The sequence below is a fragment of the Mesoflavibacter profundi genome (genome assembly GCF_014764305.1).
GTDB lineage: Bacteria > Bacteroidota > Bacteroidia > Flavobacteriales > Flavobacteriaceae > Mesoflavibacter > Mesoflavibacter profundi.
In genome coordinates this window covers 1701027-1727738 of the sequence record NZ_CP061703.1, presented here as the reverse complement: position 1 = coordinate 1727738, position 26712 = coordinate 1701027, and the positions used below count along the sequence as shown (strand labels likewise).

20 protein-coding genes are annotated in these 26712 nt (G+C 31.7%); 12 read left to right on the top strand and 8 right to left on the bottom strand.

Going from position 1 to position 26712, the window contains the following annotated elements; translation table 11 throughout:
- Entirely contained in the window at positions 1-660 is a 660-nt protein-coding gene (locus IFB02_RS07685) for a CBS domain-containing protein (RefSeq protein ID WP_106687855.1), read from the bottom strand.
- 93 nt (positions 661-753) lie between these two features.
- Between IFB02_RS07685 and IFB02_RS07680 the strand changes: the two genes are divergently transcribed.
- The 6 genes from IFB02_RS07680 (at position 754) to clpX (ending at position 6198) form a co-directional block, all read left to right on the top strand.
- Positions 754-1467, top strand: a complete 714-nt coding sequence (locus tag IFB02_RS07680) for a pyridoxine 5'-phosphate synthase (RefSeq protein ID WP_106687856.1) — start codon at positions 754-756, stop codon at positions 1465-1467.
- A complete protein-coding gene (locus tag IFB02_RS07675; protein ID WP_106687857.1) occupies positions 1468-2229 on the top strand; it encodes an alpha/beta fold hydrolase in 762 nt (253 codons plus the stop codon).
- A gap of 20 nt (positions 2230-2249) precedes the next feature.
- The gene (locus tag IFB02_RS07670) at positions 2250-2600 is read left to right on the top strand and encodes a phage holin family protein (RefSeq protein WP_106687858.1); all 351 of its coding nucleotides are present in this window, start codon (positions 2250-2252) and stop codon (positions 2598-2600) included.
- A 156-nt stretch (positions 2601-2756) separates the two neighbouring features.
- On the top strand, positions 2757-4085 hold the full coding sequence (gene tig / locus IFB02_RS07665) for a trigger factor (RefSeq protein ID WP_106687859.1): 1329 nt from the start codon (positions 2757-2759) through the stop codon (positions 4083-4085).
- 144 nt (positions 4086-4229) lie between these two features.
- Positions 4230-4904: an ATP-dependent Clp endopeptidase proteolytic subunit ClpP gene (clpP, locus tag IFB02_RS07660; RefSeq protein WP_106687860.1), complete on the top strand. Its 675-nt coding sequence runs from the start codon at positions 4230-4232 to the stop codon at positions 4902-4904.
- Between the two features lie 61 nt (positions 4905-4965).
- Positions 4966-6198 (top strand): ATP-dependent Clp protease ATP-binding subunit ClpX, encoded by a 1233-nt coding sequence (gene clpX, locus IFB02_RS07655; protein ID WP_106687861.1) that lies wholly within the window; start codon positions 4966-4968, stop codon positions 6196-6198.
- A 204-nt stretch (positions 6199-6402) separates the two neighbouring features.
- Here clpX and IFB02_RS07650 read toward each other — a convergent pair whose 3' ends face one another.
- Together IFB02_RS07650 and IFB02_RS07645 are read right to left on the bottom strand one after the other, a co-directional pair.
- Positions 6403-7986, bottom strand: a complete 1584-nt coding sequence (locus tag IFB02_RS07650) for an OmpA family protein (RefSeq protein ID WP_158256263.1) — start codon at positions 7984-7986, stop codon at positions 6403-6405.
- Positions 7987-8306: 320 nt separating this feature from the next.
- Positions 8307-9821, bottom strand: a complete 1515-nt coding sequence (locus IFB02_RS07645) for a GH3 auxin-responsive promoter family protein (protein ID WP_106687863.1) — start codon at positions 9819-9821, stop codon at positions 8307-8309.
- Positions 9822-9864: 43 nt separating this feature from the next.
- Here IFB02_RS07645 and IFB02_RS07640 point away from each other — a divergent pair, with 43 nt between their 5' ends.
- Entirely contained in the window at positions 9865-10659 is a 795-nt protein-coding gene (locus IFB02_RS07640; RefSeq protein ID WP_106687864.1) for a DUF2797 domain-containing protein, read from the top strand.
- Positions 10660-10726: 67 nt separating this feature from the next.
- On the top strand, positions 10727-11074 hold the full coding sequence (locus IFB02_RS07635; RefSeq protein ID WP_106687865.1) for a GTPase: 348 nt from the start codon (positions 10727-10729) through the stop codon (positions 11072-11074).
- On the opposite strand, the gene IFB02_RS07630 is transcribed toward IFB02_RS07635, so the two are convergent.
- The 3 genes from IFB02_RS07630 to IFB02_RS07620 all read right to left on the bottom strand — a co-directional run bounded on the left by IFB02_RS07630 (position 11075) and on the right by IFB02_RS07620 (position 14601).
- Positions 11075-11590: a gamma carbonic anhydrase family protein gene (locus IFB02_RS07630; protein WP_106687866.1), complete on the bottom strand. Its 516-nt coding sequence runs from the start codon at positions 11588-11590 to the stop codon at positions 11075-11077.
- 70 nt (positions 11591-11660) lie between these two features.
- Positions 11661-12395 carry a LytR/AlgR family response regulator transcription factor gene (locus tag IFB02_RS07625; protein WP_106687867.1) on the bottom strand — a complete coding sequence of 245 codons (735 nt, stop codon included), beginning with the start codon at positions 12393-12395 and terminating at the stop codon, positions 11661-11663.
- Between the two features lie 46 nt (positions 12396-12441).
- Positions 12442-14601: a histidine kinase gene (locus IFB02_RS07620; protein ID WP_106687868.1), complete on the bottom strand. Its 2160-nt coding sequence runs from the start codon at positions 14599-14601 to the stop codon at positions 12442-12444.
- A 203-nt stretch (positions 14602-14804) separates the two neighbouring features.
- On the opposite strand from IFB02_RS07620, the gene IFB02_RS07615 reads away from it, so the two are divergent.
- Entirely contained in the window at positions 14805-15812 is a 1008-nt protein-coding gene (locus IFB02_RS07615; protein WP_106687869.1) for an SIMPL domain-containing protein, read from the top strand.
- 50 nt (positions 15813-15862) lie between these two features.
- Here IFB02_RS07615 and IFB02_RS07610 read toward each other — a convergent pair whose 3' ends face one another.
- On the bottom strand, positions 15863-16879 hold the full coding sequence (locus IFB02_RS07610; protein ID WP_106687870.1) for a PorP/SprF family type IX secretion system membrane protein: 1017 nt from the start codon (positions 16877-16879) through the stop codon (positions 15863-15865).
- A 257-nt stretch (positions 16880-17136) separates the two neighbouring features.
- Here IFB02_RS07610 and IFB02_RS07605 point away from each other — a divergent pair, with 257 nt between their 5' ends.
- Positions 17137-18039 (top strand): NifU family protein, encoded by a 903-nt coding sequence (locus tag IFB02_RS07605; protein ID WP_106687871.1) that lies wholly within the window; start codon positions 17137-17139, stop codon positions 18037-18039.
- Between the two features lie 110 nt (positions 18040-18149).
- Complete coding sequence (locus tag IFB02_RS07600; protein WP_106687872.1) at positions 18150-18350, top strand: dodecin family protein; 201 nt, start codon at positions 18150-18152, stop codon at positions 18348-18350.
- Between the two features lie 98 nt (positions 18351-18448).
- On the opposite strand, the gene IFB02_RS07595 is transcribed toward IFB02_RS07600, so the two are convergent.
- Entirely contained in the window at positions 18449-25690 is a 7242-nt protein-coding gene (locus tag IFB02_RS07595; RefSeq protein WP_191072612.1) for a choice-of-anchor L domain-containing protein, read from the bottom strand.
- A gap of 209 nt (positions 25691-25899) precedes the next feature.
- Between IFB02_RS07595 and IFB02_RS07590 the strand changes: the two genes are divergently transcribed.
- On the top strand, positions 25900-26712 hold the full coding sequence (locus tag IFB02_RS07590) for a mechanosensitive ion channel family protein (protein ID WP_106687342.1): 813 nt from the start codon (positions 25900-25902) through the stop codon (positions 26710-26712).

Here is a 26712-nt window from a genome sequence, read left to right as displayed (position 1 = left end):
CTATATATCTAAATATCTTTTTAAATAATCCGATCGCTCTTTTAATCCTTCTAGATAGGTATCTTCTTCATGTCCTAAAACAATATTATAACTGTATCTTCTAAAGGTTTGCATTATATCGTTTAAACTAGAGTTACCAACTTTTAAAGTGATTTGCGCTACATCTTTTTCGATTTTTGAAATAAATGCGCCTAACAATTTACCATTATTACTTTCTACAATCTGACTAATTTCGCTAAAAGAATAATCTTGAACACCTTTTTCGACAATTAAAATACCTCCATTTTCTGCAAAAAAAGGTGTTTCGTTAAACAAGCCTATAATATCATTTAACTCAAAATAACCAAGATATTTATTATTACTATCTAATACAGGCATTATATTGGTATGATTTTGCGCAAATGCTTCTAAAACATCCAACCAATTGGTTTGCTCTCTAACAAAAAAACCTTCTACAGAGTAAGTAATATCTTTTATATGCTCTGTACTTTTAAAGCAATGCGCATCGGTCTCTGATATACATCCTAAATAAACGCCATCTTCATTTTTTATAGGAATATGAGAGTAAGTTAACTGATTAAAAAGCAATTGTAAATCACTTACTTTTTCTGTAACTAATACTGGTTTTATATCATTTAAGATGTAATCCTGTAGATTCATTAATTTAGCATTTTGTTTATGCAAATTAATTAAATTTTAGCATAAAAAGCCTTTAAGACTTCGTATTTTTGTGTTAAAATAAACACTAGATTAATGACAAAACTAAGCGTTAATATTAATAAAATAGCCACATTGCGTAATTCTCGTGGCGGCGATGTACCAAATGTTGTTCAATTTGCAAAAGATGTACAACGTTTTGGCGCAGAAGGTGTAACCATACATCCAAGACCTGACGAAAGACATATTAGATATCAAGATGCTCACGATTTAAAACCTGTTGTTTATACAGAATATAATATTGAAGGTAACCCAATCCCTAAATTTATAGACTTAGTTTTAGCTACAAAACCTACACAAGTAACTTTAGTTCCAGATAGTATAGATGCGATTACAAGTAATGCTGGTTGGGACACTATTAAACATAAAGATTTTTTAGTAGAAGTTATTAAAGAATTTAAAAATAGTGGTATTAGAACATCCATTTTTGTAGATCCTGTTTTAAAGCAAATTGAAGGCGCTAAAGAAACCGGAACAGATAGAATCGAATTATACACCGAAGCTTTTGCTCACCAATATAGCTTTGGCAATAAAGACGCTATAACACCTTATGCAGACTGCGCTAAATTAGCCAACAGTTTAGGTTTAGGTGTTAATGCAGGTCATGATTTATCATTGGATAATATCGAATTTTTCAAACAAAATATTCCTGATTTATTAGAAGTATCTATTGGTCACGCGTTAATTGCAGAAAGTTTATACTTAGGTATAGAAAATGTGATAAATATGTATAAGAAAAAGTTGAAATAAATGTTATTACATTCACAAATACTAGGTCAAGGTCAACCATTTGTTATTCTTCATGGTTTTTTAGGCATGAGTGATAACTGGAAAACCTTAGGAAATCAATTTGCAGAACAATATGAAGTTCATTTAATAGATCAACGTAATCACGGTAGAAGTTTTCATGATCAAGACCATCATTACGAAGTGTTATCTGAAGATTTAAAACAGTATTTTAATCATCATAATATTGAAAACGCTATTGTTTTAGGACATTCTATGGGAGGAAAAACCGCTATGTTTTTTGCATGTAAATATCCAGAATTAGTAAATCATTTAATCGTTGCAGATATTTCACCTAGATTTTATCCTGTACATCACGACACTATTTTAGCTGGTTTAAATAGTTTTGATTTTGATCAAATTAAAAGTCGTGGCGCTGCAGATAAACAATTAGCTAAGTTTATCCCGCAAGTTGGTGTTAGACAATTTCTTCTTAAAAATTTATTCTGGATAGAAAAAGGCAAGCTTGCCTTTAGAATGAATCTTGAAGCTTTAACAGAAAATGTTAGCGAAGTTGGCGAAGCGCTTCCGCTTCATTTTAAATTCGACAAAAACACCTTATTCTTAAAAGGTGATAAAAGCGAATATATTGGAGCGCAAGACGAAGCTATAATAAAAAGACAATTTCCTAAAGCAGAGATTAAAACAATTACAAATGCAGGACATTGGTTACACGCAGAAAACCCTGAAGAATTTTACCAAGCTGTAATTAATTTTGTAAATTAGTTACAATCAAAAAACGTATCATGAATTTATTACTTAGACTATTACTTAACGCTGTTGCTGTTTTTATATTAGCAAATGTTTTAAATGGTGTAGCTGTAGATAATTACGTCACAGCTATAATTGTTGCTCTAGTATTAGCAATTTTAAATCTTCTTGTAAAGCCTATTTTAATACTGCTAACCTTACCTGTAACCATACTAACACTAGGATTATTCTTATTTGTAATAAACGGACTGATTATTTTATTGGCAGATAAATTTATAGACGGATTTGCCGTATCTAGTATTTGGACAGCGATATTATTTAGTGTTTTGCTTGCCATTTTACAATGGATATTACATTCATTATTAGGCACCAAAAAAAAATCTTAGACTAAAGCTAAAAAAGTCTGAAATACAACAGCTTAAAAAATTGCTTGGAGTGTAAAAAAGTAGTACTTTTGCACTCCTTTTTAATTAAAAGAGAATTTCTGTTAAACAGATAAAACTAGTGTTAAATGCCCAAAAACGGGCTTTATATCATTTATAATGAATATTACAAGAGAAAACATTGATGCATTAAATGCTGTAGTTAAAGTAGATATCGCAAAAGAAGATTATAGCGATAAAGTTGAAAAAATCTTAACAGATTACCGCAAAACTGCTAATATACCAGGATTTAGAAAAGGTCACGTACCAATGGGAATGGTAAAAAAACAGTACGGTAAAGCTGTATTAGTAGACGAAGTAAATAAATTACTTCAAGATGCATTAAATAAATATTTAACCGAAGAAAAACTTGACGTTTTAGGTCAACCATTACCAAAACAACAAGATGATATAGATTGGGACGGAGATAATTTTTCTTTTGAATTTGAATTAGGTTTAGCTCCAGAATTTTCGGTAGATATAAAAAGTAAAAAAGCTATTACGCATTACAACATCGTTGCAGATGATAAAATGATTGACGAGCAAGTAGAGCGTATCCAAAAACAATACGGTAAAATAGTATCTCAAGATACTGTTGAAAAAGACAGCGAAATTACTGGTACTTTTAAAAACGAAGACAAAGACATTGACAATACTGTAACTTTAACTTTAGACAAGTTTAAAGGAAAAGCTACCGAGAAGAAATTTATCGGCGCTAAAGTTGGTGATGTAATTACTTTAAAAACTAAAGGACTTTACGAAGATGATCACGAGTTAATGCACGCGTTAAAAGTAGCACATGACGATGCACATGGTTTAGACATTGAAGTAACATTTACAATTACTGAAATTAACAAACGTGAATTAGCAGATTTAGACCAAGAGTTATTTGACAAGTTATTTGGAAAAGATACCGTAAAATCTGTAACCGAATTAAAAGATAAGATTAAAGAAGATGCAGAAAAGCAGTTCGTACAGCAATCTGATCAAAAATTATTAAACGACGTTACTGAGTATTTAGTAGACAATACAAAATTTGATTTACCAGCAGAATTCTTAACAAAATGGATGCAAGTTGCTGGTGAAAAAGAAATGGACGAAGCTACTGCTAAAGAAGAATACGAAAAATCTGAAAAAAGCTTACGTTACCAATTAATCGAAGCAAAAATCATGGAAGAGTATGGTGTAAAAGTAGATTTTGAAGACGTAAAAAACAGTGCAAAAAACATGATCAAAATGCAAATGGCACAGTTTGGACAATTAAATCCTTCAGATAAAGAATTAGATGATATTGCAGCACGTGTATTATCAAACCAAGATGAAGTTAGACGAATCTCAGAACAAGTAGTAAGCCAAAAATTATTAGAGCTTTACAAAGAAAAAGCAAACATCAAAACAAAAGAATTATCTTACGATAAGTTTGTAAAAGAAGTTTACGGAGACAAGTAAAAACAAATCTCTAAACCAACTAAAGCAATCTAGTAATAGCAGCATGACTTTAGTATTGGTTTAACAAAATAATCATTATCTTTAGGCGTTGTTTAGTTAATCTAAATAGCGCCTAATTATTTAAAAAACAATTAATCTAAACATATGGATTTCGGAAAAGAATTTGAAAAGTTTGCAATAAAAGATCAAGGAATAAATAGTAACTACTATAATAAAATTATAAGTAGTATGTACCCAACAAACCTTACACCAAATATTATTGAAGAGCGCCAAATGAATATTGCCATTTTTGACGTATTTTCAAGATTAATGATGGATAGAATTATCTTTTTAGGCACAGGAATAAACGATCAAGTTGCAAATATTATACAAGCACAATTATTGTTTTTAGAAAGTGTAGACGCTAATAAAGACATTCAAATTTATATCAATTCTCCAGGAGGAAGCGTATATGCAGGCTTAGGAATTTACGATACAATGCAATTTATAAAACCAGATGTAGCAACCATTTGTACAGGTATGGCAGCATCTATGGGAGCAGTATTATTATGTGCAGGAGAAAAAGGTAAACGTAGTGGATTAACACACTCGCGCGTGATGATTCACCAACCATTAGGTGGCGCACAAGGACAAGCAAGTGATATAGAAATTACTGCAAGAGAAATTTTAATTCTTAAAGAAGAATTATACAAAATCATAAGCAAGCATTCTGGACAAGATTACGACAAAGTTTATCAAGATAGTGATCGTGATTATTGGATGAAAGCAGACAAAGCTAAAGAATACGGAATGATTGACGAAATCTTAACACGTAACTAAAAAACAATAGAATCTTGAAGGTGTTACACAGTTAGTACCTTCAACATTTAACTATAATATAATGGCAAAGGAAGAATTAGAATGTTCATTTTGTGGTAGAAAAAAGCCAGAAACCAATTTATTAATAGCAGGATTAGATGCTCATATTTGCGATAGATGTATTGAGCAAGCCCATGGTATTGTTATAGAAGAATCTAAACAAAACGAAGACCATGGTTTATCTGCCGAACTAATGCTAAAAAAGCCTTTAAAAATTAAAGCCTTTTTAGACGAGTATATTATTGGTCAAGAATACACAAAAAAAGTAATGTCTGTAGCTGTATATAATCACTATAAAAGATTATTACAACCAGCAACTAATGACGATATAGACATACAAAAATCCAACATAATAATGGTTGGTCAAACAGGAACAGGAAAAACATTAATGGCAAAAACTGTAGCCAGAATGTTAAATGTACCTTTAGCAATTGTTGATGCAACTGTATTAACAGAAGCTGGTTACGTAGGTGAAGATGTAGAAAGCATCTTAACCAGATTATTACAAGCAGCAGATTACAATTTAGAAAAAGCCGAAAAAGGTATTGTTTTTATTGACGAGATAGACAAAATTGCTCGTAAAAGTGATAACCCATCCATTACCAGAGATGTTTCTGGTGAAGGCGTACAACAAGCTTTATTAAAACTTTTAGAAGGAACCGTTGTTAACGTACCACCAAAAGGCGGACGTAAACATCCTGATCAAAAATTTATTGAAGTAAATACAGAAAACATCTTATTTATTGCTGGTGGTGCTTTTGATGGTATAGAACGTGTTATCTCTAAACGATTAAACATGCAAGCTGTTGGTTACAGTGCTTCTATAAAAGAAGAAGTGGTAGACCAAAACAACTTACTACAATACATTATACCTAAAGATTTAAAAGACTTTGGTTTAATTCCAGAGATTATAGGTCGTCTACCTGTATTAACTTACATGGATCCATTAGATGAAAAGACGTTAAGAGCTATTTTAACCGAGCCAAAAAATGCTATTATCAAACAATACAAAAAACTGTTTGAGATGGACGAAATTGAACTAAATATTACCGATGGTGCTTTAGACTTTATAGTAGAAAAAGCTATCGAATATAAGTTAGGTGCTAGAGGATTACGTAGTTTATGTGAAGAAATCTTAACAGATGCTATGTTTGAGCTACCTGGTAGCGACACTAAAAAATTAAGTGTTACAAAGTCTTACGCCGAAGAAAAGCTTAGTAAAACAACTTTAAAGAAGCTAAAAGCAGTTTCTTAATAGTAAAAGTTTTCAAATACAATTAACCACTCAATATTTTGAGTGGTTTTTTTATAACTTCTAACTAATAAAAAAAACCACTTTATATTATTACATAAAGTGGTTTTTCCATTAATAAAGTTAATTTGACGTTTCCCTAAGTCAGATTAATAGCAATTAAAAATAAAATATATCTTTTAATTTTCCAAATATTTTATCAATTAATTACTTGATAACAAACTCTATACGTCTATTTTGTTGATGTTCTTCCTCAGAACAATTTCTTTTACAATCGTTAATTAATTGTGTTTCTCCAAAACCATTAGACTCTAATCTATCTTTTGCAATTCCATTTGCAATTAAATAAGCTTTAGCTGCTGCTGCACGTTGTATAGATAAATCTAAATTGTATTGTTCTTTACCTCTTTCATCTGTATGAGCGTTTATTACCAAATTCATTTCTGGATTTTCATTTAGTATTCTAACTATACTGTTTAAAGGTATTTCAGACTCTTTTTTAATTGTTGCTTTATTGTAATCAAAGTAAATGTTATTTACTACAATCATACGTTTATCTTCAAGATTTTCTATTATCATATCTTTTTCATCTAAAGATAAATTCTCTTTATAAACAGTCTCGTCACCGTTATTTGCAACAAATTTGATTTCTTTATCATTAAAACCTTCTTTAGAAGCTTTTACTTCATAAGTTTCAAAAGGTAACACATCAAAACTGTATTGGGCTTTTTTATTGCTTATAGCTGTTGCTATTGGCTTACCATTAGAATATAACGTAATTTTCGTGTTAGGTAATGGTATATTAGATTTACTGTCCACAATTACACCTTCTAATCTTTGTGTAACAAGACTCATGTCAAACTTATATAAATCGTAACTACCTTTTCCTGTTGCTTTATTAGATGTTAAATAGCCTTTAGTTTTAGAAGCCATAAAAAATGCAACCTCATCGTAAGACGTGTTAACTGTATTACCTAAGTTAACTACATATTTAAATGTATCTTGATCTATAAAAGCTCTATACACATCAAATCCACCAATAGAGTTATGTCCTTTAGACGAAAAATAAAATTGTGTCCCATCTAATGATAATGAAGGATATTTATCATCATAAATAGTATTTATCTCTGCTCCTAAATTTATTGGATTAGATAAACTACCATCGTCTTCTATTGTAGCTACATATAAATCGTAACCACCAAATCCTCCTGGTTTATTTGAAGAAAAATAAAGTTTTGTACCTTCTTTATTTACAAAAGGATTTTCTACAGAGAAACCTTCTACATTTACACTTGTAAGCGTTTGATCTATCCAGTTACCGTTAGAATCTTTTTCTAAAACAGTTCTGTATAGTTTGTAGATAGATGTGTTTTCTTTTGTAGCTCTTGTAAAATACATTGTTTGCTCATCTGGAGAAAAACTTATTTGATCTTCACTTCCAAGAGTATTTATAATACGTGAGAATAAAAGTGGCTTTTTTAAAGATCCATCTTTTTTAATATCTAAACAGAAAAGATTTTTAAAACCTTCTCCTGTTTGTGGATCTATTTTACCTAATCCTCCTAATTTTTTTGAAGAAACCATAATAAACTTATCCATGAAGAATCCAGAACCAAATTCTGAATATTTAGTGTTTACACCAGCATCTAAAGTTGAAAAATTAAATCCATTTGCTCCAACACTTTTTATAGATGTTGTTGTTTTTAATTCTTCTTCAACAGATGCTGTAAAATTATCTTGTGCATAAACAGTTTGAATAAGTAATGCGAAAACTATTAATTTAAATTTCATAACAAGGGATTTCAAATACATTTACAATTCAAACTTAATTGAAATAAACCCTTACTCCACAAGGTTTTAGATAAAGCGCAACATTAATCGATTTGACTTATGCATTTTGTCGATAATGCAAAATATCAATCACAAAATCGAATTATTAACATTTATTAATGTATTAAATAAATATTTTGCAATAAAAAACCGTATAATTAACAATTATTAAATTGTAAATCATTCGGTTTTAATGGTGTTTTTTTTCGTCTTTTAATCTTGCTTTTTATCGTGTTTTTAAATAGAATGTGATTAAACGTTCATCGACTAACGGTAAACAGCTAATTATTTAACTTTAATAATTGGTCTAAATATTGACGTGTATTAGATAGTCTTGGCACTTTATGTTGTCCACCAAGTTTATCATTTTCTTTTAACCAATCGTAAAACAAACGTTCTCTCGCCACATGAATTTTTGGCTTATTTAGCGTCATATTATTATAACGTTTTGCTTCATAATCTGAGTTTAGACTTTTTAATGCATTATCAAATAATTCATTAAAATAGTTGATGTCTTTTGGCGGTGTTTTAAATTCTATTAACCATTCGTGCGCACCTTTTTCTTTTCCTTCCATAAAGATTGGTGCTGCAGTATAATCTACAATTTCGGCACTAGTTTTTTTACATACTTTTTTAAGTGCGTCTTCGGCATTTTCTATAATTAATTCTTCCCCAAATACATTTATATGGTGTTTAGTACGTCCAGATACTTTAATACGATATGGACTAATAGATACAAATCTTACCGTATCTCCTATTTTATAGCGCCATAATCCGGCATTTGTGGTGATAATTACTGCGTAATTTTTATTTAATTCTACTTCAGATAATGGAATGACTTTTTCGTCTTTTGTACCGTAGGTATCCATTGGTATAAATTCATAAAAAATACCATAATCTAACATTAATAATAAATCGCCAGAATAGTTTTGATCTTGAATGGCAAAAAACCCTTCAGAAGCATTATAAATCTCGTAATACTTAAAATCTTTTTTTGGTAATATAGCTCGATACTGTTCTATATATGGATTAAAACTTACGCCACCATGAAAATAAACTTCTAGGTTAGGCCAAACATCAAATAAACTTGTTTTATTAGTTTTATCTAATACGTTATTTAGCAAAACAAGCATCCAACTTGGTACGCCTGCAAGACTTGTAACGTTTTCTTCTACTGTTTCGTTTACAATTGCAGCCATTTTGGTTTCCCATTCGCTTAACAAACTTACTTTATTACTTGGTGTACTACTAAATTCTGCCCAAAATGGCATATTATCTATTAAAATTGCACTTAAATCACCAAAAGCTGTTCCGTTTTCTTTGTATAATTCTTTACTACCGCCTAACCTAAGACTTTTACCTGTAAACAATTGCGAATCTTCGTTATTATTAAGATACATGCAAAGCAAATCTTTACTTGCCGCATAATGACAATCTTCTAAACTATCTGAGCTTACTGGAATAAATTTACTTTTTGCGCTAGTTGTACCGCTAGATTTTGCAAACCATTTTATAGGCTTAGGCCAAAAAATATTATGTTCTCCTTTTCTTGCACGTTCTATTTGATCTTGCACGTCTTCGTAAGTAGAAATTGGTACGCGACTTGCAAAAGTACTGTAGTTTTTAATGGAAGAAAAATCGTAGGTTTTACCAATTTCGGTATCCTTAGCAGTTTCAACTAAACTCATTAATAACTCTTGTTGTACCTCGTTAGGATATTTTAAAAATAGCTCTATTTGATGAAAACGTTTTTTTAAAAACCAAGAAGCTATAGAATTTACTAAAGGGATTGGCATAGTAATTTGTATCTTTAAAGTTTTAAAAATAATACTTTTTTTTATGACCTACCAAGGTGTTTTAACAAAAATGCAAACCGAATTTTTAGATCCAATAGCCTATTATTTGGTCTTTAAAAACGACTTTATACACGTTAACCAGTTACTTGATAAAACCATACAAATAGAATGTATTGGTTATGAATGTTTAAACTGTCATTTAAATAAACCTATTTATAGACAAGGGTTTTGCCAGAGCTGTTTTTTTGAAATACCTCAAGCTGCAGATTGGATTATGAAACCCGAATTAAGTCAAGCCCATTTAGATATTGAAGACAGAGATTTAGAATACGAAAAAAAGGTACAACTACAACCGCATATTGTATATCTAGCAAACTCTAGCAATGTTAAAGTTGGTGTTACGCGTAAAACGCAAGTCCCAACACGATGGATAGATCAAGGTGCGCACGAAGCTATAGAGATTGTAGAAGTCCCAAACCGTTACCTTGCTGGTATAACAGAAGTTGCTTTAAAAGATTATGTTGGTGACAAAACGAATTGGCGAACTATGCTTAAAAATGATATTAAAGATGAAAATTTAGTTGAATGGCGTGACAAGCTAAAACAATACATTCCTGACGAAGCAAAACCTTATTTTATTGAAAATAATAACGAAACCGAAATACATTTTCCTGTATTACAATATCCCGAAAAACTTAAATCCTTAAACTTTAAAAAAACACCTATTTACAAAGGTGTACTTAAAGGTATTAAGGGTCAATATTTAATTTTTGAAGATAATACCGTTTGTAACATTAGAAGTAATGAAGGTACTGTAGTTAAAATAGATGTTTTATAAATTAATTTTAACTACTAATTTTTAAGAATTAGCGTTTTGGTAAAAAATATAGACAACACTTAATTATATGAAATCTTTAATTTTTGTATACAACGCTAATTCTGGTTTTATAAATTTATCTTTAGATATTGCTCACAAAATAATTAGTCCAAAAACTTACCAATGTAACTTGTGCACACTTACACACGATACGTTTAAACAAAAAAGTTTATGGAAACAATTTAGGGCAAACACTAATTTACATATTACGTTTTACCATAAAGATGAATTTAAAAAAAATTACCCAACTGCTTCATTTAAATTACCATGTGTGATAGAAAACAACAACTTGATTTTAAAAGAAGTAATTGATAGTAAAACAATTAATAATTATTCCAATTTAAAGCAGTTTATTGATGCTTTAAACCAACTTTAATTATTCTTTAAACCAACTAGAATATTTAACGTAATTATTAGCAATTCGGTTAATTTCGCCATTAATTAATTCTTCACTAATGTCTTTTACTTTTTTGGCTGGTACACCTGCATAAATGCTACCAGATTCGACTATCGTATTTTGTGTCACAACTGCGCCTGCTGCAATAATACTATTACTCTCTACTACGCAATTATCCATAACTATACTTCCCATACCTATTAACACATTGTCTTTAATGGTACAACCGTGTACAATAGCATTGTGACCAATAGAGACATTGTTACCAATATTGGTAGGATGTTTTTGATATGTACAATGGATAACAGCACCATCTTGTACATTTACTTTATCACCCATTTTTATATAATGAACATCGCCACGTATTACAGCATTAAACCAAAAACTACATTGTTTTCCTGCTTGAACATCGCCAACTATTGTTGCGTTCTCTGCTATGTAACAATCTTCTGGAAGTTGTGGTGATTTACCGTTTACTGGTTTTATAATTGGCATTTTGATTTACTATTTTTTATTTACGGTTTAAATTTCTCTTTCATAGAGATTCCTTCTTACGCAGGAATTTTTAATTAAAATACGATAATAATCCTGATTTTTTGGATGCTGAAACCATAATTTCTTTTCCGTTACTTAATATTACGCTTCCGCCTTTTCCTTTTACATATTTAACGACTTCTGCTACATTTACTAAATAACTTTTGTGGACACGTGCAAAACCATTTTCGGCTAAAATATCTTCAAAATACTTTAGTGTTTTACTTACTAATTTTTTCTTATTGTTATTTAAAAATATTTGAGTGTAATTATCGTCTGCTTTACAATATAATATGTCTTTGGTATTTAAAACTTCAAAACCGTCTTGCTGCGGAATAGTAATTTTACCATCCATAGTCTTGGTTTTTGCCACAAGGATTTGATCTTGTAAAGCATCTTCTTTTGCTTTTATTTCGGCAACATAATTTACTGCTTTTATTAGCTCGTCAATATCTATTGGTTTCATTAAATAGTATGAAGCGTGAGCATTTAAGGCGTCCATTGCATAATTATTGTATGCAGTAACAAAGATAGTCTCGAAGTTGCGGTTATCTACTTTATCAAGTAAATCGAATGCATTACCAAATGGCATTTCCACATCCAAAAACACCAAATCTAAATCTAATGTTCTTATAAGTTCTAATCCTTCGTTTATGTTAGATGCTTCTCCTAACACATTAACTTTTGGGCAGTATTTGGACAAGTAGTTTTTTAAAATGGTTCTACTTTGCGCTTCGTCTTCTACTAATATGGCGTTTAGTTTCATTGTATTTTGTTTGAAGCTTGAAGACCGAAGTCTGTAGCTTTATTTATTAATCCTTTTTTAAAGTCACTATTACTTTTGTACCAACATCTTCTGCATCTGTTAGATTATCTTCTATGCTAATGTCTACTTTATCTTTATACATTTCATTTAAAATAGTAACACGTTTTTTTATGTTTCCTAAGCCTTTAGAGTTGTGTTTTTTCTGATTTTCGGTCTTTAATGCTTTAGATTTTTTGCGTCCAATACCGTTATCTGCAATCGTAATTTCAATTTCGTCCTTACGCTTTTTACTTATTTTAATGTCTAAAATTCCCTTTTCTTCTTTGTAACGTAATCCATGCCAAACCGCATTTTCTATATAAGGTTGTAGTAACATTGGTGGTATTTTGTAAGCTTCTACATCTATAGTGTCTTCGACAGAAATTGTATAATCAAACTTATCTTTAAATCTAAAATGCTCTAACTTAGTATATAATTCTATTAGTTGAATTTCTTTTTCTAATGGAATAAAATCTTCTTCTGAATTTTCTAAAACTGCTCGCATTAGTTTTGAAAAATCGGAAAGGTATTTATTAGCTGTACGCTCGTCATTAGTAGCAATAAAACTATTTACAGAATTTAATGCATTGAAGATAAAGTGCGGATTCATTTGGCTTCGTAAAGATTTTAGCGCCAGTAAATTATTAGCCAATTTTTGCTGTTTAATGTTTTTAAACATTAAATAAGCGGTAATTACTAGTAAAAATAATCCTCCAATTAAAGAGTAAATGATAAGCTGTTGGCGCTTATTTTTCTCGTCAGACAATTGTATTTGGCTTAAGGTAAGTTGCCTATCGTTTTCTAGTGATAGAATACGGTTTTGTTTTTCGGCTATACTTTTAGAAAACCTTGCTGCTTGCGATATTTCTTGCTCTTTTTTTATATATAGTTGGTCTACAGCTTCTGTATAAGCATTAAAGGCTTCTTTGGCTTTTTCAAAATTACCAGATGCAACAAATACATCTGCTAACTTTTTTGTAGCGTCTTTTTTAACAATTAAATCTTCTTTTTTATTAGCTTCTTCAATACTTTCTTCTAAATAAGGAATTGCTGCATCTAGATTATTACTTAAATAATAAGCGTTTCCTATTTTATAATTTTGTTTTTGCTTTGTTAATGGACTTTCATTAGTGATGATAGAATCTTTTTCTATAGAATTTATGTCTTTAATAATTTGTTTTCGGGTTTCTATCTCCTTGGAATATGCTCTATTGGTGTTTTGAAAATCGGCAAATTTCACCTTTTGTTCTACCTCTTTGGTTTTGTTAACTTTTGACGCAACTGTAACCGAATTTTCTAAATAATTTTCTGCTTCTTGGGCATTACCAGATTGTGTGTACACTTGTCCAATTTTAGCGTTTAATTCGGCTATTTTTACAGTAATCTTATTGTCTTTAGCTATTGCTAATCCGATTGCATACGCGTTTTTAGCCTTTTCGATTTTATTTTGCTTTAAATACACGTCACCAAGACCTTCTTGTTTTAAAATTTGTTGCCAGTTTGAGAGTTTACTGGTATTTAAAGCATCATATTCTTCTAAACTTTTACTTAAGTTATTATTAAAAAAATAGGCTTTGGCTAGTTTAAGTCTTACATCTACATTTGCTTGATTTTTTAAACTAATACGGTAGTTGGTTGTTGCTAAATCATACTGTTTCCAATACATATTTACATCTGCTAACAACTCAAATGCTTCTGCATTTTGTTGTACAGATTTGCTTTTTGCTATACTTTCGGTTAAAAACTGTATGCTTTTTTCGGCAGATGTTGTTTTATATATTTTTGCAGAATCTATTGCGCTTTCAAACGTATTTTCTTTATTTTTTTTCTTGTACGTATAGTTTGTTGTTTCGGCTGGATGAACTTCGACTGTAATATCATCGTCGTCTTTTATTATGTAATAAACGGTTTCAAAATCTTTGTGACTTATAATAACTTCATCTCCTTTTTTTACTTTAATTCTAAATGTTCCATCTAATAACGTTGTGGTATAATTACCACCATTTACTTGAATTTCTACATCAGAAATTGGCGCATTATCTTCGCTGTCTTTTACAATTCCTTTGACTGTAAAAGAAGCATCTTCTTTGTAATTGTAGTTTTGCGCATTTGCTTTTAGACTAGCAAATATTACAAGTAGGATTGATATGTATTTAAAAAACTTCATTTAAAAAATATAATGTATAAAGCTAATTGTTTTAATGCATTTAATAAAATCAATTATCGCTTAAAACAAACCAAAAACAACCAAAATACACCTGTTAACTAAGCTAAATAACCCTTTTACTAATTACTAATAATGACTCACTCAATTTACCTTTAGTGATAAAAAAGTTGCTTTTAGGTTTACATAAATTTAAATACTTAAAGATGAAAAAACTTATCCTAACTCTTGCATTACTATTTAGTTATGTTACCCTTATTAGCCAACATAAGGGTAATTACGACGCGTCTATTTCTAGACAAAACATTTCGGGAAACGCTATTGTATATGGACATATGCCTAAACATAATATGTCTACTTTAAACCCAAATAGCACTATTACTATTGATGTAAGAGCTTTACAAAATGTAAAAGCTAGTAGTTATACTGCGATTTTTAATGTATCCCAAATAGGTGAAACTGCCGAAATCACAAAGAATTTAATACAGAATAAAATAGACGCAATTAAAAAAGCATTATTAAATATAGGTATTTCTGAAAAGTCAATTGTGATAGACGTCATATCCTTTGTTCCAGTGTATGAAGTTGAAGTTACTAAAAAGTTGTTTAGTAAATCTTATACCGAAGTTCCTAAAGGTTTTGAATTACAACAAAACATACATATCCAATTTACTGAAGCTAATCAATTTGAAAAAATCCTTTCTGCATGCGCAAATAATGAAGTTTATAATTTAGTAAAGGTTGATTATTTTATTGATAATATTGCAGAAGTTTATAGTAATTTACAATCTAAATTACTTGCCTTAATTAAAGACAAAAAAGATTACTACAATGCTTTAGGTTTTAATTTAAACAACTATAATGCGATGATGGCAGATCAAAAATATTGCTACTTCCCAAAAGATTTTTATCAAAGTTATCAGGCTTTTAATAGTATTTCTTTTGAAGCAATAAATCAAAGTAAAGGTATTACTAGTGTAAAAAAACAAACATCCTATTACTATCAACCTTTACCCTATCACAACTACGACATAGTTATAAACTCTGCTATTCTAGAACCTGTTATACAAGTAGGAATGGAGATTAAAATTAATTTTTCTCCTAAACCAAAAGAAAATACTCCTGAACCAATTACCAAAACAGAAACCAAACATAAATATTATGTGATTTCGCCAAACGGTAATGTAGACATTAAAGAGCTAAATACTAATTAAAAAAAAGCCTTGAGACATCTCAAGGCTTTTTTTTTAATTAGTATTATATTTTAGTTAACTGCAGGACAATTACAACTATAAGCTGCTCTACCACAATTAAAATTAAATCCTAATGTTATTTGATGAAAACCACCACTATTATAAACAATATCATTCGCTTGGTAGTTGTAAGAATACGCAAACATAAAATCTTTAACATTAACACCTAATAAAGGAGTAATGTACTGTAATTTTTGGCTACTAACAGACTGACCATCTAAATACTCTGCACCATCTAAAGAACGTCTATAAGATAATCCGCCCCAAACTTTACCAAAATCCATTTCTTTATAAACCTTTAAATTTACATCAAAAGATGCTTCTTCTGTTGCATCTCTATACATAAACATTGCAGAAGGTTCAAAACTCCATTCACTACCGTAACTTCCAAAGGTATTACCTACAGACACTAAATACGTTCTTAAATTATTAAAGTTTAAATTTCCTGGATTGTTATTAAAATTTACACCGTCGTTTTTTAATAAGTTTTTTACGGTTGCATGCGCATAAAAATCATATAGATTATAAGAAAAACCAAAATCTACATTAAATTCTGTTGCAGATTGTTCTATACCTCCAATAATAGGATCTGGACCATCGGCTAAAAAGCTAGTTTCATCTAACTTATATTGTATAGCTCCTATACTTAATCCAAAAGATAACTGGTTTAAATCTGCAGTACTTCTAGAAAACATTAAATGGTGTGCATAAGTAAAATAAGCTCCTGTTTGAGAATGAAATCCATTTCTATCAGAATATACAATTGCACCAATTCCTGAAGGCGAATCTCCTATTCTTCCATTAACACTAGCAGTAATTAATCTTGGCGCATCATCATCTCCAAACCATTGTTGTCTTCCTGTAACTCTTACTTTTGCACAGTTTGCTGCACCAGCCATAGAAGGATGAATTAAATAATAATTATCTGTTAAATAATCTGAATAAATTGGTAAGCCTTCTTGTGCTTTTACTAGCTGTAAACTAAATAGTGTTGCAACAGCAAAAAATAGAATGTTTTTTAATTTCATAATCTCTTATTTCTCGAGGTCGATAGTCTGTAATTGTGTAAGCTATAAAAATATAACTTTCTTTTCTCTAAAAAATTATTACGATTGTAAATATATAAATTTAGAACGTATTAATTTACCGAAAAAAGTTAAAGGTTTAAATATAAAATTGATTTTACAATAGCTAATTACTTAAGCAAATAAAAACCTTTGTATAATCTTCAAATATATAGATATCTCTGTTATTCTTTTAGTATTTTTGTAAAAAATTTAGCTTAATGAGTAACTATAAAATCACAATACAAGAAACTAATAATCCTACAATATTAAAATTTGATGTAAACCAATTTATCACCAAACATCAAAATTTTGAATATAATAACATAGACGAAGCTAAAGAATCGCCTTTAGCACAACAATTATTTTTCCTTCCATTTGTAAAAAAAGTATACATTTCTAGCAATTTTATTGCTATAGAACGCTATAATATTGTAGAGTGGAATGATGTAAAACAAGAAGTTGCAGATCAAATAGAAAACTACCTTAATACAGGAGGAATTATTGTAGAAGAACATGCTACAACAAAAAAAGTACCTGTTACAGTTTATACAGAAAGTACGCCTAATCCATCTGCGCTTAAGTTTGTAGCCAATAAAAAATTAGTAACAGCTACTTACGAATATGACTCTATTGAAAAAGCAAAAACATCACCTCTTGCTACTTCCTTGTTTCATTTTCCATTTGTAAAAAGTGTATTCTTTGATGAAAACTATATTTCTATCACTAAATATGATATCGCTGAGTGGAATGACGTATCTATGGAATTAAGAGATTTTATAAAAAATTACATAGAAAACGGTAAAGAAATTGTAAATCCAGATGCTCCAGAAGTAATTGAAAAATCTGCCGAAAAAGTTGAAGCTCATTTTGAAAGCTTAGATAACACATCTAAAGAAATTATTAATATTCTAGAACAGTATGTAAAACCAGCTGTTGCAAGTGATGGAGGAAACATCCAATTTCAATCTTACGATGAAAACTCTCAAATTGTAAAAGTAATATTACAAGGTGCATGTAGTGGTTGTCCATCTTCTACTTTTACATTAAAAAATGGAATTGAAAATATGCTTAAAGAAATGTTACCTGGTAAGGTTAATACTGTAGAAGCTATAAACGGGTAAATTATCGATTTTTTTTACGTTTCATCTATACTTTTTATTATAACCGTTTAAATAATCATTACTAAAATAATAATTGTAACTTTAAGTAATTAACAAAAAAACAAATTATTATGGCAGTATTAAAAGTAATCGAGGTATTATCAAATTCTGATAAAAGTTGGGAAGATGCAACTAAAAAAGCTGTAAAACAAGCAGCAAAAAGCGTTAAAAACATTAAATCTGTTTACGTACAAGACCAAAGCGCAATAGTAAAAGACGACGAGGTTATTGAGTTTAGAGTTAATCTTAAATTAACTTTTGAAGTAAAGTAATCTTTCTTTTCTTTTTATTGAATATTAAAAAAGCCTGAACTTTTCGTTCAGGCTTTTTCTTTTGTTTGTGGTTTGTTTATTCTTAGTTGTATTCCCTATTATCGTTTTAATGTAAAGTGTGCTCTAAATTGCTTCTTCGCTGTCTCTTGTGATGCGCCTGGTTCTCTATACTCTACCGTAAACCAATAGTCACTTGTTGGTAATGGATTACCATTATAAGTTCCATCCCATCCTTCGCCCATTGGACTTAATTGCTTTATTAATTTCCCATACCTATCAAATATATAGATGACTGCATCTGGCTGATCGCTTATTCCGTAAATCTGCCATGTCTCATTATAACCATCGCCATTTGGTGTGAAATAATGTGGGTAATCCATTACCATTACTGTTATACTTGACTCGCCACAACCATTTATATCTCTTACCGTTATTGTATGTTCGCCTCCGCTTACATCGTTAAATAGATACGTGTTATCATTTGGTGTGTTTGTATACCACGAACCGCCATCTAATTGGAATTCATATTCTGATATTCCTGTTCCTGTTGCTGTTACTTGTATACTATGCTCATCTGCAAACGCTGGCGTTACTACATCGGCTTGTATACTTGGCGGCGCACTTTCTTCTACGATTGTATTATCGGTACTTATACATCCTGTTACGTTGTCTTCTATGGTTACTGTATAGTTTCCTCCTTGGATTGGTGCTATACTGCTGCCTGTTCCTACTACTGTTCCGTTTAAGGTCCATTCAAACGTGTAGTCTGATGGGTTTAAACCTGTTTCTATCACTAATGGATTGATTACTTCTGTTCCATTTGTATTTACACATAATAGATAATTAGCCTCTAAATCTACTACTGGTAATGGATTTACTGACAATGTTATTTCTGCTACTTCGTAACATACAGAGCTATCTACCATAGTTCCTGTTCCATCGTCTTCCATTGTGTCATTATCTACTCTTACGTAAATTATTTGTGGATTAGATGTGTTTTCATACACTGTTGGTATTGGGTTTGTTCCTGCTTCTGCATCTTGTAAATTATCATAGTAAGTTACTGTATAATTAGTTGGATCTTGACCCATTAATACATCTGCATTTTGCGTGGTTAAATCAAACTGTGCTTGATCATCTGTTGGATCTCCATCAAACTCTATATTATCATCACATTCATAATAGATTGGCATTGATTGATTAGCTTGCGCTGCTTCATTAACTTCTATATTAAACATTGTTGTTACATCACATCCTGTTATTGTATTGGTTATGTTGACATAAATCTCTTGAGGATTTGTGATGTTAAAATATGGACTTACTAATGCGTTTATTCCTGAATCTGCATCAGATTGACTCTCGTGATAGGTTACTGTAAATACTGTCGCATCTTGACCATTTAGTATCTCATCTGTTTTACTTTCTAAATCAAATCCTGCTACTTCATCTGTGTTTAATTCGCATATAATATAATCCTCTATTGGACTTACCTCTGGTAATGGGTTTACTGTAATATCAAAGTTTACCAAAGTAAAGCATCCTGTACCGCCTTTTGTAACTCTCATATAAATAGTTTGAGGGTTTATAGCGGTTCCTGGATTAGCTGGATCTTCATTGGTATGCATTGTTGGGGCTACTATTGGGTTTACTCCCATTAACGCATCATCTAAATCGGTATAATAACTTGCTGTTACATTTGGCTCGCCATTTAATGTTACGTTTTCATAAGTCGTTAAATCAAACATCTCTATCAAATCATTTGGACCTACTATATTAGTATCGTCACACAACTCTAAATCTGTTGGATTTTGATTTGGTGTTGGATTTGGTAACACACGAATGGTTAATGTGGTTAAAGAGAAACATCCTGTATCTGAATCTACAACTCTTACATATACCGTTTGCGCTCCTGATGCTGTATTTTGATACATTGTTGGATCTGGTATTGCATTAACTCCGGTTTGTGCGTCTGATGATGTTTCATAATAACTAACTGTCCAACTTGCTGTTGCTCCCGTTATCTCATCATTTTTTACCGTTAAATCAAATACCGCATAACCATCATTATTCTCATAATATACTGCGTCTAACTCATCACAAATCTCTAATGGTGTTGGTTGAACTAGTACTGGTGGAAACTCTACTCTAATCTCAAATTCACCTGTAGTCACACAACCATTAACATTGCTTTCTAATCGCACATATATGGTTTGAGGGTTATTTTGATTCGTATAATTTCCTGGATTAACAATTGGCATATTACCTGTATCTGCTCCTGCTTGTGTGGTATGATATGTTAATGTGAAATCTAATGGATCTTGTGTCCCTAAGATTTGTGGCGTCATTACTGTTACAAAATCAAATTGATTGTAACCGTCGTTATCATCATCACATATAATATAATCTGGTATATTTACTGGAACTTCTGGTGATGGCTCTACAACTAAATCCATTGTTACTATCGTATAACATCCCGTTAACGTATTCTCTGCTCTTATATAAATGGTTTGAACATTTTCTACTATATTTTCATAAGGACTACTTAATGTATTTTGTCCATTTTCTGCATCTGCTTGGGTCTCATGATAGCTTAAAACTATGTTTGGCTCGTTATTTATAATTCCTGCTGTTTGACTGTCTAAATCAAATCCTGAATAAATCCCATCATTATCTTCATCACATGCTACTAATGGCGATGGCGCTACTGGTGATGGTAATGGATTAACTCTTAAATCTAATGTGATTGTATTAACACAACCTGTAGTATTATCTTCTGCTCTTACATATACCGTTTGCGGATTTGGTCCATTGGTATATGGACTAAATATTTGTGCTGTAGCATCTGCTGTATCTGCACCTAACTGAGTGTCATAATACGTTAAGGTAATTCCGGTTTGACCGTTTAATATTTGTGCATTTGCGTCTTCCAACGTAAATGCTTCTTGCTCATCACCTGGATTATTATAATCACATAAATTTAATTGATCTGGTTGCACCAATACTGGCAATGGATTTACAATTAGATCTAACTCTGTAAGTTTATAACATCCTGTTGCATTATACTCTACACGAACCCAAATGGTTTCCATATTTGGTGTTGTGTTGGTGTAGTTTGATGGTGTTGCTATTGCATTTGATGGTGTTTGTGCATCTGCTTGTGTTTGATAATAGCTTATGGTCACATCGGATGGATTTATATCGTTACTAGAATCTGAATCCAATAAGTTTAATATCTCATCATTAGATTGTATTAAATCAAATGCTACTAACCCATCTGTGTCATCATCACACTCCTCTAATGCTGTTGGTGTAATATCTATTTGAGGTGTTGGGTTTACTATTAATTGTAAATCTACGTAGCTAGCACAATCGGTTACTATAGTTTGACTCTCTACACGCACATAAATAGTTTGTGTGTTTACTACTATATTATCATATGGACTTGTTAATGCATTTACATTATTCTCTGCATCACTCATCGTCTCATGATAGGTTACTACCAATCCTGCTGCGCCTCCTGTTATTTGCCCATCTGCATCTGTTAACATAAACTCACCAAAACCATCACTGTCTGGATCACAATACTCTAATGGTGTTGGGGTAAAAGCGGTTGGTGCTTGCTCTACCTGTAATTCCAGTGTTGTTGTGTCATAACACGTTGTATTTGCATCTTCTACCCTTACATAAATTAATTGTGGGTTAGTTAGATTTGTATACGGAATTGGTAATGGATTTGTTGCTGTTTCTGCATCGGTTAATGTTAAATAATAACTCGCAACATATGAGGCTACTCCGCCTGTAACTTCAGTATCTTTTAATGTTAAGTCTATTTGTGTAATTCCATCTGGTGTGTTATCATCACAAACTTCTAATGGTGTTGGATCTATTGCTATTACCTCTGGATGTACTGTTACATTTTGAGTTGTTGTTGTTGGACATGGTCCGTTTGTTGTATATTCTACAGTATGTACTGAACCTGGTAAAGCTCCTGTTACTGTTCCGGTTGCTGCATCTATTGTCGCTCCTGTTGTGGTTAACACAAATGTTCCGCCTGATAATCCTGTTACTGTCGCTGTTGCACCATCACAGGTTGGGTCTAAATTAAAACTTGAATTATCTGCAGGTAATACATTTAATACAAATGTACTGGTTGCTGGACATTGCGTGGCTGTTGTATACTCTACCGTATAACTTGTACCTGGTGTGGCCATAGTCACTGCTCCTGTACTTGCATCTATCTGTACTGTATCTCCTGATGGTGCTGGTGGATTAAACGTATAGGTTCCGCCTGGCATTGCTACACTATCTACTGTTCCTCCATCACAGTTTGGCACCATTGTAAAACTTGGATCGTCTTGCGCTAATACTGTTACATTTTGTGCACTTACTTCTGGACATGGTCCGCCTGTAGTATATTCTATTGTATAGGTATCACCATAAGTTCCACCTGTTACTGTTCCCGTTACTGAATCTATTGTTATTGGTGATCCTGGATCTGGATTTAATACAAATGTACCACCGGTATCGCCTGTTATTGTTACTGTCGCACCATCACACGTCGCTGTTGGTACAAAACTAGCATCTTCTAATGGATACACTGTAACGGTTGCTGTTGAACTCGCTGGACAAACTCCGTTAGTTGTGTGTTCTACTGTATAGGTTGCTCCTGGTGTGGCATTTAAAATTGTTCCTGTTGCTGTATCTATAGTAGCTCCATCTCCTGGTATTGGATTAAAGGCATAACTTCCTGGTGTTGCTTCGCTATCTACTACAGCGCCATCACAAGTTGGTTGTAAGGTAAAACTTGGATCGTCTGTAACTAATACTGTAAAGTCTACGGTGGTGGTGGTTGGACATGCGCCTGTTGTTGTATAACTTATACTATGCGTCGCTCCTGATGCTGCGCCTGTTACCAGTCCTGTTACCGGATCTATTGTTGCTCCGGTTGGTGAACTAAAAGTACCGCCTGGTGTTGATACATTACTTACCGTAGCACCATCGCATGTTGGTGTTACTGTGTAACTGGAATCGTCGTTTAAATTTACTATTAAATTAAATAATGGTGTTGTGGTTACATTATAACAACTCGCATCTCCTATAACTTCTATCCTTACATATATTGGCTCTGGATTTGTTACATTAGTATATGGACTCATTAATGCGTTTACATCACCATCTGCATCTGCAAAACTAGTATGATATGTAACTTCATAATTAGATGCCGGCTGTGTACCTAATATTAATGGCGTCTGAGTCTCTAAATCAAATGGCATAAATCCATCATTATCCATATCGTCACATTGCACCATGTCAGGCGCTGGATTGATGGTAGTAGAAAATATATCTAAAGTGAAACTAGATGTATCTATACAGGTTTGTGAAGCATTATCTTCTATTCTAATGAAAATGGTTTCAGGATAAGCTCCTGAAGTAATGTACGCAGAAGGATTTGCTATTTCATTTATATCATTTTGAGCATCTGATAAAGAATTAAAATAACTAACTGTGACTGTTGTTGGATCTTGAGTACCAATCGCTTCACTATCATTTAAGGTTAAATCAAAAGTTTCTGGACCACCAAATACATCACACACAGTTAAATCTATTGTGTTTTCTATAGTTGGACCAGGAATAAATTCAATATAAATTGAATCTGAAGTTTGACATGATGCAGAATACACAATATCTACACTATAATTACCATCTTGAGTTGCAGAAATCACCGGACCTGTTTCACCTGGAATTACATCACCTTCGTAGTACCAAGTGTGAGTAGCAGTTGTTAAACCGGTATCTAAAGTTATCGCTCCACCTGCACAAACAGCTGTTCCTGCAGCAATAGTTACATCATCTCCTAAATCTCCTCCTAAATCAAACGTACCTGCACCTAAAAATACTGCTGCATTATAAGCTGTATCAAAAGCATCTGCAATAACTAATTTAATTCTGTAATTATTATTAGGTGTAACTGCAGAAAATGCTGTCATTGATGTTGTATATCCTCTAAAGTTTATTGGGTCATTAACAGTAGGTAATCCACCTGCACCATAATAGGAATCAAAATATTGAGGATTTACTGAGTTACATCCATTATTATACGTGTTATCTCTAACTGTATAAACTGAAACCACATCTGTTGTACCAGGTACTAATGCTAAATTTGTTGTAATCCCTGTAGATAAATCTGTAAGCAAAAATGCAAATGCATCTGTAAAACTACATTGAAAAGTACCGTATTCTTCTGAAGCAAATAAGAAGTCAAAACTTATACTGTTTGCTATTGGTACAAAATCAAACTCTATAAAAGATGCATCGTTAGAATTTGTTAAACTTGGTATAGCTGCTTCTAAGTCTGCATCACCTGGCCAACCACCACTACTTTGCGTGCCTGTTTCTGGTCCTTCAGCTTCCATAGCATCACCAGAATTTAATACAATTCCTGCTTCAAAAGGAAATGCTCCTGGTAATGCAGAGAAATACCCAATCCCGTTTTCTTGACCAAAATTTGTACCTGTACTCCAGTTAATATTCGAAACGGATGCACAAGGACTATCTATTAAAACATCTGTTACTAATTGATCTACGGTATATGTAGTTTGATCTACATCAATATAAGGACTTAATACTTCTACATCTATTTGGTAAAAAGCTGAACAACCTGTTGGGTTGGTATCTGTAACTGTAAAAGTTACAGTATAGGTTCCAATATTATTATATGTATGACTTACATTTTGCCCACTGCCTACTGTAGCATCACCAAAATTCCAACTGTAAGTCGCTCCTGCACCATCAACCTCAAAAATTGCGCTACCTTCAAAATCTACTGTTCCGCCTAACGGAATTTCTACTACTCCAGCTCCATTAGCTGCTGGCGTTGTAGAATCTATGGTTGGTGTAATAACTTGACACGATTGTAAACAAGAAATATCTGCAGCCCAACCTAAAGTATTGCCGGATCCATCTGAAACAAATTCTAAAGTTAAACATCCTGTTGCACTTGTAGTTGATGCAGAAATTGTCCCAGGATTATTTGCTGCTCCACCACCAGAAAATGTTCCAATTACTGGAGCCGAAGTATCATCACCATCATATACTGTTAAAATATCAAGGTTTAATTGAGTACTAAAAAGAGTAAAGTCTAATTGTATAAATTGATCCGGTCCATCTGGACAAATTGTTAAGACGAAATTTTCGTCATTAGCATAATTTGCCGATCCGCCACCAGAATCGTATAATACTCCAGAACATTGAGAAAATGTCCCGTTTTGCATATTTATATCTTGAGAATATATGCAAAATGTTACTAAAAAAGTAAAGATTGATAGTAGAAGTTTCTTCATGCTTGTAAAGAATTTGTTAAAACCTTGTTGAAGGTACAATTTAGATAAAATTTCACCTAATAAATCTGATTATTTAACTATTTCATCGATAAAATTCGCTTTTGGACTATTTGGTCTAATTTTAATCTTATATTAACTATTACTATAACAGCTTAAATTGTATAATTCCTAACTTTGACTTTTTATTTAAACTAACACAAATTTTATTTATGAAAGAAGAATGGATTGACACAGGTATAAAATATGCAGCCGATTATGGTTTAAGAATAATTGCCGCTATTATTATCTGGATTGTAGGATCTTGGATTATAAAAAAACTACTTGGTTCTACTAAAAAATTTATGGAAAAAAGAGCTTACGACGAAAGCTTAAAAAAATTTCTTGTAAACTTTTTAGGATGGACTTTAAAAATATTATTGATTTTAGCCATTCTTTCTAAATTAGGTGTAGAAACAACTTCTTTTGCAGCCATTTTAGCTGCTGCAGGATTAGCTATTGGTATGGCGTTACAAGGCTCGTTAGGGAATTTTGCTGGTGGAGTTTTACTAATGATTTTTAAACCTATAAAGATTGGCGATTTGATTGAAGCTCAAGGAGAAATTGGAGTAGTTAAAGAAATAGAAATTTTTACTACGAAACTTATCGGTCTTTCAAATAAAGAAATTATTATTCCTAATGGCGCTTTATCTAACGGAAACATTGTTAATTACACGACAGAAGGTACAAGACGTGTAGACTTAGTTTTTGGTGTTGGATACGACTCTGACATTAAAAAGACTAAAGAAGTTTTAATGAAAGTAATTACCGATAACCCTAAAGTTTTACAAGAACCAGCTCCAACTGTTAATGTATTAGAATTAGCAGACAGTTCTGTTAATTTTGCTGTTAGACCTTGGTGTAAAACAGAAGATTATTGGGCTGTATATTTTGAAACTATGGAAAACACAAAAGAAGCTTTAGATGCTGCAGGAATAGAAATACCTTATCCGCATAGCGTAGAAATACAAAAACAGGAAAACTAA

What these genes read in the sequence shown, in the direction of transcription:
- IFB02_RS07685 (WP_106687855.1), bottom strand. Translation starts at nt 660, where the DNA reads ATGAATCTACAGGATTACATCTTAAATGATATAAAACCAGTATTAGTT.
- IFB02_RS07680 (WP_106687856.1), top strand. Translation starts at nt 754, where the DNA reads ATGACAAAACTAAGCGTTAATATTAATAAAATAGCCACATTGCGTAAT.
- IFB02_RS07675 (WP_106687857.1), top strand. Translation starts at nt 1,468, where the DNA reads ATGTTATTACATTCACAAATACTAGGTCAAGGTCAACCATTTGTTATT.
- IFB02_RS07670 (WP_106687858.1), top strand. Translation starts at nt 2,250, where the DNA reads ATGAATTTATTACTTAGACTATTACTTAACGCTGTTGCTGTTTTTATA.
- tig (WP_106687859.1), top strand. Translation starts at nt 2,757, where the DNA reads ATGAATATTACAAGAGAAAACATTGATGCATTAAATGCTGTAGTTAAA.
- clpP (WP_106687860.1), top strand. Translation starts at nt 4,230, where the DNA reads ATGGATTTCGGAAAAGAATTTGAAAAGTTTGCAATAAAAGATCAAGGA.
- clpX (WP_106687861.1), top strand. Translation starts at nt 4,966, where the DNA reads ATGGCAAAGGAAGAATTAGAATGTTCATTTTGTGGTAGAAAAAAGCCA.
- IFB02_RS07650 (WP_158256263.1), bottom strand. Translation starts at nt 7,986, where the DNA reads ATGAAATTTAAATTAATAGTTTTCGCATTACTTATTCAAACTGTTTAT.
- IFB02_RS07645 (WP_106687863.1), bottom strand. Translation starts at nt 9,821, where the DNA reads ATGCCAATCCCTTTAGTAAATTCTATAGCTTCTTGGTTTTTAAAAAAA.
- IFB02_RS07640 (WP_106687864.1), top strand. Translation starts at nt 9,865, where the DNA reads ATGACCTACCAAGGTGTTTTAACAAAAATGCAAACCGAATTTTTAGAT.
- IFB02_RS07635 (WP_106687865.1), top strand. Translation starts at nt 10,727, where the DNA reads ATGAAATCTTTAATTTTTGTATACAACGCTAATTCTGGTTTTATAAAT.
- IFB02_RS07630 (WP_106687866.1), bottom strand. Translation starts at nt 11,590, where the DNA reads ATGCCAATTATAAAACCAGTAAACGGTAAATCACCACAACTTCCAGAA.
- IFB02_RS07625 (WP_106687867.1), bottom strand. Translation starts at nt 12,395, where the DNA reads ATGAAACTAAACGCCATATTAGTAGAAGACGAAGCGCAAAGTAGAACC.
- IFB02_RS07620 (WP_106687868.1), bottom strand. Translation starts at nt 14,601, where the DNA reads ATGAAGTTTTTTAAATACATATCAATCCTACTTGTAATATTTGCTAGT.
- IFB02_RS07615 (WP_106687869.1), top strand. Translation starts at nt 14,805, where the DNA reads ATGAAAAAACTTATCCTAACTCTTGCATTACTATTTAGTTATGTTACC.
- IFB02_RS07610 (WP_106687870.1), bottom strand. Translation starts at nt 16,879, where the DNA reads ATGAAATTAAAAAACATTCTATTTTTTGCTGTTGCAACACTATTTAGT.
- IFB02_RS07605 (WP_106687871.1), top strand. Translation starts at nt 17,137, where the DNA reads ATGAGTAACTATAAAATCACAATACAAGAAACTAATAATCCTACAATA.
- IFB02_RS07600 (WP_106687872.1), top strand. Translation starts at nt 18,150, where the DNA reads ATGGCAGTATTAAAAGTAATCGAGGTATTATCAAATTCTGATAAAAGT.
- IFB02_RS07595 (WP_191072612.1), bottom strand. Translation starts at nt 25,690, where the DNA reads ATGAAGAAACTTCTACTATCAATCTTTACTTTTTTAGTAACATTTTGC.
- IFB02_RS07590 (WP_106687342.1), top strand. Translation starts at nt 25,900, where the DNA reads ATGAAAGAAGAATGGATTGACACAGGTATAAAATATGCAGCCGATTAT.